The following is a 6,919-nucleotide window of genomic DNA, read 5'->3' as shown; positions in this document are numbered from 1 at the left end:
CAACGTGGTCGGCCTGCGTCGCGACCACGAAGCGCTCACCGACGGCATGCTGGAAGAGAAGCTGCGCCTTGGCGATACCCTGCTGGTGATCGGCGCCTGGAAGGCGATCCGCCAGTTGCAGGGACGCAACCGCGATTTCCTGGTGCTCAGCCTGCCGGCGGAGATCGACGAGGTGGCGCCGGCCCTGAGCAAGGCGCCGCACGCCCTGCTCAGCCTGGCCGTGATGGTGGCGCTGATGGTCAGCGGGGTGGTGCCCAACGTGGTCGCGGCACTGGTCGGCTGCCTGTTGATGGGCCTGTTCCGTTGCATCGACATGGACGGCGCCTACCGCGCCATCCATTGGCAAAGCCTGGTCCTGATCGTCGGCATGCTGCCCTTCGCCCTGGCCCTGCAGAAGACCGGCGGTATCGACCTGGTGGTCTCGCTGCTGGTCGACGCCCTCGGCGACGCCGGCCCGCGCGTGCTGCTGGCCAGCCTGTTCCTGCTCACCGCGGCCATCGGCCTGTTCATCTCCAACACCGCTACCGCGGTGCTGATGGCGCCGATCGCCATCGCCACCGCCAACCAGATCGGCGCCTCGCCCTACCCCTTCGCCATGGTGGTGGCGGTGGCGGCCTCGGCAGCCTTCATGACGCCGATTTCCTCGCCGGTGAACACCCTGGTGCTGGGCCCCGGCCAATACCGCTTCGGCGACTTCGTCCGGATCGGCGTGCCATTTACCCTGCTGGTGATGTTCGTCTGCGTGCTGGTGATTCCGTGGCTGTTTCCATTGTGACCGGGCCAGGAGCGCGCCGCTCGGCAGAAACACTGGCCAGCCTCCGGCGGATGTGAATAATGCCCGCCTCGCCGTCACGGAAACCGAGAACATGCCCCGCCCGACCAGCCCGCATCCCGACGCCGAGCGCAAGAGCGCCAGCCCGCTGCACCCGCGCAATCGCCACCTGGGACGCTACGACTTTCCGCGCCTGATCGCCGGCAGCCCGGAACTGGAGCGCTTCGTCATCCTCAATCCGTACGGCAGGCAGAGCATCGACTTCGCTGATCCGGCGGCGGTGAAAGCCTTCAACCGCGCGCTGCTGCAACAGTTCTACGACGTACGCGAGTGGGATATACCCGATGGCTACCTGTGCCCGCCCATTCCCGGTCGCGCCGACTACCTGCACTACCTGGCCGACCTGCTCGGCGCCAGCCACGATGGCCTGATTCCACGCGGTCCCAGCCTGCGTGCGCTGGACGTCGGAACCGGAGCCAACTGCATCTACCCCCTGCTCGGCCACCACGAATACGGCTGGCGCTTCGTCGGCGCCGACATCGACCCGCAATCGCTGGCCTCGGCCGCTGCGATCCTCGCCGCCAACCCACGCTTCGCCGCTGCCATCGAGTTGCGCCGGCAGCCTGATCGCAGGCAGATATTCCAGGGCCTGATCGGCGTCGATGAGCGCTTCGACATGACCCTCTGCAACCCGCCCTTCCACGCCTCGCTGGACGAAGCCACGCGCGGCAGCCGGCGCAAGTGGAAGAACCTCGGCAAGCTCGACCCGACCCGTACCCTGCCGCTACTGAACTTTGGCGGCCAGGGCGCCGAGCTGTACTGCGAGGGCGGCGAAGTGGCCTTCCTGGCCAGCATGGCCGAGGAAAGCCGGGCGTTCGCCACGCAGGTGTTCTGGTTCACCACCCTGGTGTCCAAGGCGAGCAACCTGCCGAACCTCCAGGAGCGCCTGAAGACGCTGGGCGCCAGCGATATCCGCGTGGTGGACATGGCCCAGGGACAGAAGCAGAGCCGCTTCGTCGCCTGGACCTACCTCGACAAGAAGCAGCGCCGGGCCTGGCGCAAGGAGCGCTGGACAGCAGCCCTCCTGGAACCACTGGACGAATAGCCAGCACGCCTCGCCACCCGGCTCCGCTGCCGAGCCCAAAAACGGACACCCCATCGCCTATCAGGATCGGCCACCGTTTTTCCACTGGAATCGGCAGCGGCAAAACCTAAAAAAAGAGAACCCCGATTAACAGTTTCTCCGGGCTGGCACTGCTCTAATGGCTGCCTCCAGTGACTCGGAACACGCCATGAATCCACTCTACCGCGCCGCCATCCACCAGCTTTTTCTCGCTCTCGATCTCCCGACGCCCAATGACGAGGAGAGCGTACTCAGCCTGCAGGTGGGCCCGCATCTCTGCCATCTGGCAGAACATCCGACCGATCACCTGTTGATGTTCACCCGCCTGGAAGGACAAGGAGACGCTACGGCCAGCGAGCAGAACCTGTTCAGCCAGGACCCTTGCAAGCCGATCCTGGGCCGCGACCCCGAAAGCGGCGAACGGCTGCTCTGGAACCGCCAGCCCTTGCAGTTGCTGGACAGGGCCCAGATCCACCATCAACTCGAACAACTGGTCGCCGCCGCCGAAGAGCTGCGCTGAGCCCAGTCGGGCGAAAGGAGCCGATGCCGCAGGTTCTGCTTTCCTCGAAGAACCCCGGGGCTGAACTCCAGTGACCATGCCGAGCCAGCCGGAGCACCTGTCCTCGAGGCAGCCGGCTGCCACTGCCCGGGGGCAGTTCCAGCTGCGTCAGCCCATGCAGCGCGTGCGAACAGAGGGGAGCCGAGGGACCGGGTGGCAGGAGCGAGATGCGACTTCGCGCTATCGACGGGCGTCCGGCTCGCTCCACCGTCGCCGTCCTCGCGCCCTGCTCCCTCGTACCGGCAGTCCCCGTCAGCTCCAGCGGACGTTGAGCACGAAGAAGTTCGCCAGCACCCAGACCACCAGCAGCAGGTGGGTCAGTTGCAATCCCTCCTGGCGGATCCAGTAGCCGAACCAGAGCCCGCCCAGCAGCATGCCGAAGAGGAAGCCGAGGGCCGCGCTCAGGGCCAGGTTGAGCCAGGGCCGGGCCGTCTCCAGGCCGGCGCCGAACAGCAGTTCGTAACAGCCGGCCCAGGCCGTGACGACGGCAGCGACCTGCAGCGCGACGATGATCGACAAGGCCAGGCGGTGCATGAGCGGCGAGCGCACCGCCCGCGCCAGCAAGGGCATGTCGATCGCGGGCGGCTGGGCCAGGGGAGCCATCGACATGGTCACGCCGATCGCCCCCACCGAGCTGGCGAAGGCCTGCAGGTTGTTGATCAGGGCGAGGCTCAGCCACAGGGCGAAGCCGAGGCAGCAGGTGAGCTGGAAGATCATCAATGAAGTCTGGGTGTCCATTCCGGGTCCTTTGCAGAGTACGGGCGGTCGTCGCTCGGCGCCCTTCCGGCGCCAACGAGCGCAGGGCCTGCGCTGATCGGGAGGAACGGCGGGAACGCCGGATGGCACTCTAGGACCTGAACCCAACTTGAGGTCAACAGCGACGGCAGGTCTCCGTCGTCCCGGATTGACAAATCGGAAATTCCCGATATCCTCGCCGCCATGGACCTGCTCGAAACATTCAAAGCCCTGTCGAACCGGACACGCCTGGAAATCCTGAAAGGCCTGAAGGACCCGGCGAAGAACTTTCCTCCGCAGGACGAGGGCGACGTCGACACCGTGGGCGTCTGCGTCAGCAGTATCCAGGAGGGCGTCGGCCTGTCGCAGTCGACCGTGTCCGATTACCTGGCGATCCTGCAACGGGCGGGCCTGGTCGAAGTCAGGCGGATCGGCCAATGGACCTACTACAAGCGCAACGAAGCGAATATCCGTGCCCTCGTCGAGCTGATCGGCGCGGAACTGTAGTTCTTTCTACGCCACAATATATCGAAAATTCCCGATATCCCTTTTTACCGAAACGAGGATATGCAATGAAAGCGTTGATACTCAAGGCGTTTGGCGGTCCGGAATCCTTCGAGCTGCGCGAGGTGCCCAAACCGGTGCCGCAGGCGGGACAGGTATTGGTGCGGGTCCATGCGACCTCGATCAATCCGCTGGACTACCAGGTCCGTCGCGGCGACTACCCCGACCTGGTAGCGCTTCCGGCCATCACCGGGCATGACGTGTCCGGCGTCGTCGAAGCGGTAGGGCCGGGAGTGACCGCCGTCGCACCGGGAGACGAGGTCTGGTACACCCCGCAGATCTTCGAAGGCCAGGGCAGCTATGCCGAGTACCACCTGGCAGCGGAAGGCATCATCGGCAGGAAGCCCGCCGCGCTGAGCCACCTGGAGGCGGCGAGCCTCAGCCTGGTCGGCGGCACGGCCTGGGAAGCGCTGGTCGCACGCGCGGCGCTGAGGGTCGGCGAAAGCATCCTAGTGCACGGCGGCGCCGGCGGCGTCGGGCATGTCGCGATCCAGTTGGCGAAGGCCATGGGAGCCCGGGTCTTCACCACAGTGCGCGAGGTCAACTTCGAGTTCGCCCGCCAGATGGGCGCCGATGTGCTCATCGACTACCAGAAGCAGGACTACGTCGAGGCCATCCTGCGGGAAACCGGAGGCCGCGGCGTCGACGTGGTGTTCGACAGCATCGGCGGCGACACCCTGTCGCGCAGCCCCGAGGTGCTCGCGCAGCTCGGCCGCGTGGTCAGCATCGTCGACCTCGCCCAGCCGCAGAACCTCCTCCAGGCCTGGGGCCGGAACGCGAGCTATCACTTCGTCTTCACCCGGCAGAACCGCGGCAAGCTCGACGAGTTGAGCGCCCTGGTCGAGCGCGGCCGGTTGCGCCCGCATGTCGGCGCCGTCTATTCGCTTGCCGACATCCCCCTCGCCCACGCCCGCCTGGAGAGTCGCGACAATGGCATCCGGGGAAAAATCGCGATCGCGGTCGAGCCGTCGGTCGATCCCGCACAGGCGTTCGCCCGCTGACGCCACGGCGCGGAACGGGCCCCGATCGCGGCCCGCCCCGGCATGTGCCCGGTACCGACCCGCAGCGCCCAGATCGGGGCGGCCAGCCGACGAACCGGGGCCTGGCGCAGGCGGAAACGAGCCGTTCGAGGGGCGCCAGCCTGGCCCCTCGCGGGCTCAGACCGGCGGCGTCTCGAGGAACACCGGCAACCCCTCCGCATAATCCGAATAGCTTGCCAGTTCCGGGTATTCGCTGGCGGCGACCCGCTCCGCGACCACCAGTTGGCTGAAGCGCCAGGCCACTGCAACAGTCACCCCGACCAGCTCGATGCCACCGTCGCGTGCCAGCGTCTCCTGGCGCAGCGCTGCCTCCAGCCAGTCGTAGGCCGCCAGTAACTGCCCCTCCACCCGCTCCAGCCAGGGGCCATGGCGGCGTTCCTCGGGACGCAGGTTCAGTTCGTAGTAGATCTGCACGGATTTCTCGCAAGCCACCAGCGCCGCGCCGATCAGACTCAGCGCCCGTGCACGGGCCTGCGGCCGTTGCGGCAGCAGACTGCGTTCGCGGCCGGCCAGGCACTCCAGGTAATCGAGGATCAGGCTGGAGTCCATCAGCACGGTGCCATCGTCCAGCACCAGCGTGGGCGCCTTGACCATCGGGTTGAACAGGCTGAACGCCTCGAAATTGCGAAACACCGACAGCGGCCGGTGCTCGTAGGGCAGGTCCAGCAGGCGCAGGGCGATGGCGACCCGGCGCACAAAAGGCGAATCCAGCATACCGATCAGTTGCATCGCGGCATCCTTTGTCGATGATTAAGCGCCGCTAAGAGGGTGGCGCCTGGGGAAATCACTCTAGTCGTTGCACAACGCGAAAAATATCGAGATAAATTCAGCGAACCCTTTAGAAAAACTTACATGAGCGACCTCCCTCCCCTCACCGCGCTGCGCAGCTTCGAAGCGGTCGCCCGGCTCGGCAGCATCAGCCAGGCCGCCAGCGAGCTGCACGTCACCCACTCGGAGATCAGCCAGCAGATCAAGCTGCTGGAAAACCTCCTCGGCCTGGCCCTGTTCGTCCGCGAGGGGCGCGGCCTGCGCCTGAGCGAGAACGGCCGGTTCTACGCCCTGCAGGTACGCGCCTCTCTGGGCGAGATCGCCGACGCCACGCGGGTGGTGCGGGCGCGTCCGCGGGAGGGCGAGCTGGTGGTCACGGTGATGCCGTCCTTCGGCCTGAACTGGCTGCTGCCGCGCCTGCCGCGCTTTCTCGAGCGCCATCCGCACTGTCGCGTGCGGCTGGTGGCCAGTCTCGACGTGCAGAACCTGCGCCAGGGCCTGGCCGACCTCGGCGTACGCATCGGCAAGGGCGACTGGGAAGGGGTCGGTCGGGAACGCCTGTTCGACGACGAGTTGCTGATGGTCGCCGCGCCCGACTTCAACGGCGGCCGCCTGCCGCGCACGCCGAGCGAGATCGTCGCCTGCCCTACCCTGCGCTCCACCGAATCCTGGGCGCTCTGGTGCCAGCGTGCCGGCGTGGCGGAACCGCAGCACGGACTGCTGATCAACGACTCGAACCTGCTGCTGGAAGCCGTGCGCCTGGGCCAGGGCATCGCCCTGGAGCGTCGCAGCCTGGTCGCCGGCGCCCTCGCCGAGGGCCGCCTGGTGCAACTGGGCGACATCCGCGTGCCCTACCCCTATCCCTACTGGCTGGTCTGGCCGCAGCGCGAGCCGCCGAGCGACCGCCACCAGGCCTTCGCCGACTGGCTGCGCGAGGAGGCCCGGCGCTACCAGGCCGAGCAACCACCGCTCAGCGAATGAAGTTGCGGCTGATCTCGCGGAAGCGGTCGCTGCCGGCGCGTTCCATCCATTCGAAGGCGACCATCTCCCGCGACACGATCATCGCCCCGGCCTGGCGCATCCGCTCCACGGCCAGTGCCTTGTCGCTCGACCGCCGCGAGCCGATCGCCTCCTCCACGACGAACACTTCGCGACCACGGCCAAGCAGGTCGAGCACGGTCTGCAGCACGCAGACGTGCGCCTCGCTGCCGCAAACCACGAACTGCCGGCGGTCGCCGCCGGGCGCGCGCAGCAGGGCGCCGTCGGCGGCGGCCGAGAAGTCCAGCTTCTCGAGGATCTGCGTGGCGTCCAGCTCATCGCGCAGGGCCGCCACCGTCGGCCCCAGGCCCTTGCTGTAC

The 6,919-nt window shown here is 67.1% G+C and carries 9 protein-coding genes; 6 read left to right on the top strand and 3 right to left on the bottom strand.

All coding sequences use genetic code 11. The annotated features are described in order from the left end of the window. The 3 genes from FFS27_RS25570 to FFS27_RS25560 all read left to right on the top strand — a co-directional run. On the top strand, positions 1-775 hold a 775-nt coding region (locus tag FFS27_RS25570; protein WP_137952283.1), incomplete at its 5' end, for an SLC13 family permease. A 91-nt stretch (positions 776-866) separates the two neighbouring features. Further along, a complete protein-coding gene (gene rlmF / locus FFS27_RS25565; RefSeq protein WP_021265214.1) occupies positions 867-1,877 on the top strand; it encodes a 23S rRNA (adenine(1618)-N(6))-methyltransferase RlmF in 1,011 nt (336 codons plus the stop codon). Positions 1,878-2,064: 187 nt separating this feature from the next. Beyond that, positions 2,065-2,415 (top strand): CesT family type III secretion system chaperone, encoded by a 351-nt coding sequence (locus tag FFS27_RS25560; protein WP_003111148.1) that lies wholly within the window; start codon positions 2,065-2,067, stop codon positions 2,413-2,415. Between the two features lie 291 nt (positions 2,416-2,706). Here FFS27_RS25560 and FFS27_RS25550 read toward each other — a convergent pair whose 3' ends face one another. Next, positions 2,707-3,192, bottom strand: coding sequence for a DUF2165 family protein (locus tag FFS27_RS25550; RefSeq protein ID WP_009313440.1), 486 nt, complete (start codon positions 3,190-3,192; stop codon positions 2,707-2,709). Between the two features lie 201 nt (positions 3,193-3,393). Here FFS27_RS25550 and FFS27_RS25545 point away from each other — a divergent pair, with 201 nt between their 5' ends. Beyond that, complete coding sequence (locus tag FFS27_RS25545; protein WP_003092893.1) at positions 3,394-3,696, top strand: ArsR/SmtB family transcription factor; 303 nt, start codon at positions 3,394-3,396, stop codon at positions 3,694-3,696. Between the two features lie 65 nt (positions 3,697-3,761). Then, positions 3,762-4,754 (top strand): zinc-dependent alcohol dehydrogenase family protein, encoded by a 993-nt coding sequence (locus tag FFS27_RS25540; protein ID WP_021265217.1) that lies wholly within the window; start codon positions 3,762-3,764, stop codon positions 4,752-4,754. A 156-nt stretch (positions 4,755-4,910) separates the two neighbouring features. Here FFS27_RS25540 and FFS27_RS25535 read toward each other — a convergent pair whose 3' ends face one another. Next, positions 4,911-5,522, bottom strand: coding sequence for a glutathione S-transferase (locus tag FFS27_RS25535; RefSeq protein WP_021265218.1), 612 nt, complete (start codon positions 5,520-5,522; stop codon positions 4,911-4,913). Between the two features lie 123 nt (positions 5,523-5,645). Between FFS27_RS25535 and FFS27_RS25530 the strand changes: the two genes are divergently transcribed. Beyond that, positions 5,646-6,542 (top strand): LysR substrate-binding domain-containing protein, encoded by an 897-nt coding sequence (locus tag FFS27_RS25530; protein ID WP_137952282.1) that lies wholly within the window; start codon positions 5,646-5,648, stop codon positions 6,540-6,542. Here the strand turns inward: FFS27_RS25530 and FFS27_RS25525 are convergent. Next, on the bottom strand, positions 6,532-6,919 hold a 388-nt coding region (locus FFS27_RS25525), incomplete at its 5' end, for an isochorismatase family protein (RefSeq protein ID WP_137952281.1). The genes FFS27_RS25530 and FFS27_RS25525 overlap by 11 nt on opposite strands.

Source organism: Pseudomonas sp. 2VD (genome assembly GCF_005503585.1).
Classification (GTDB): Bacteria; Pseudomonadota; Gammaproteobacteria; order Pseudomonadales; family Pseudomonadaceae; genus Pseudomonas; species Pseudomonas aeruginosa.
Note: the sequence above shows the minus strand (reverse complement) of the source record. Positions and strands in the feature narration are given on the sequence as shown.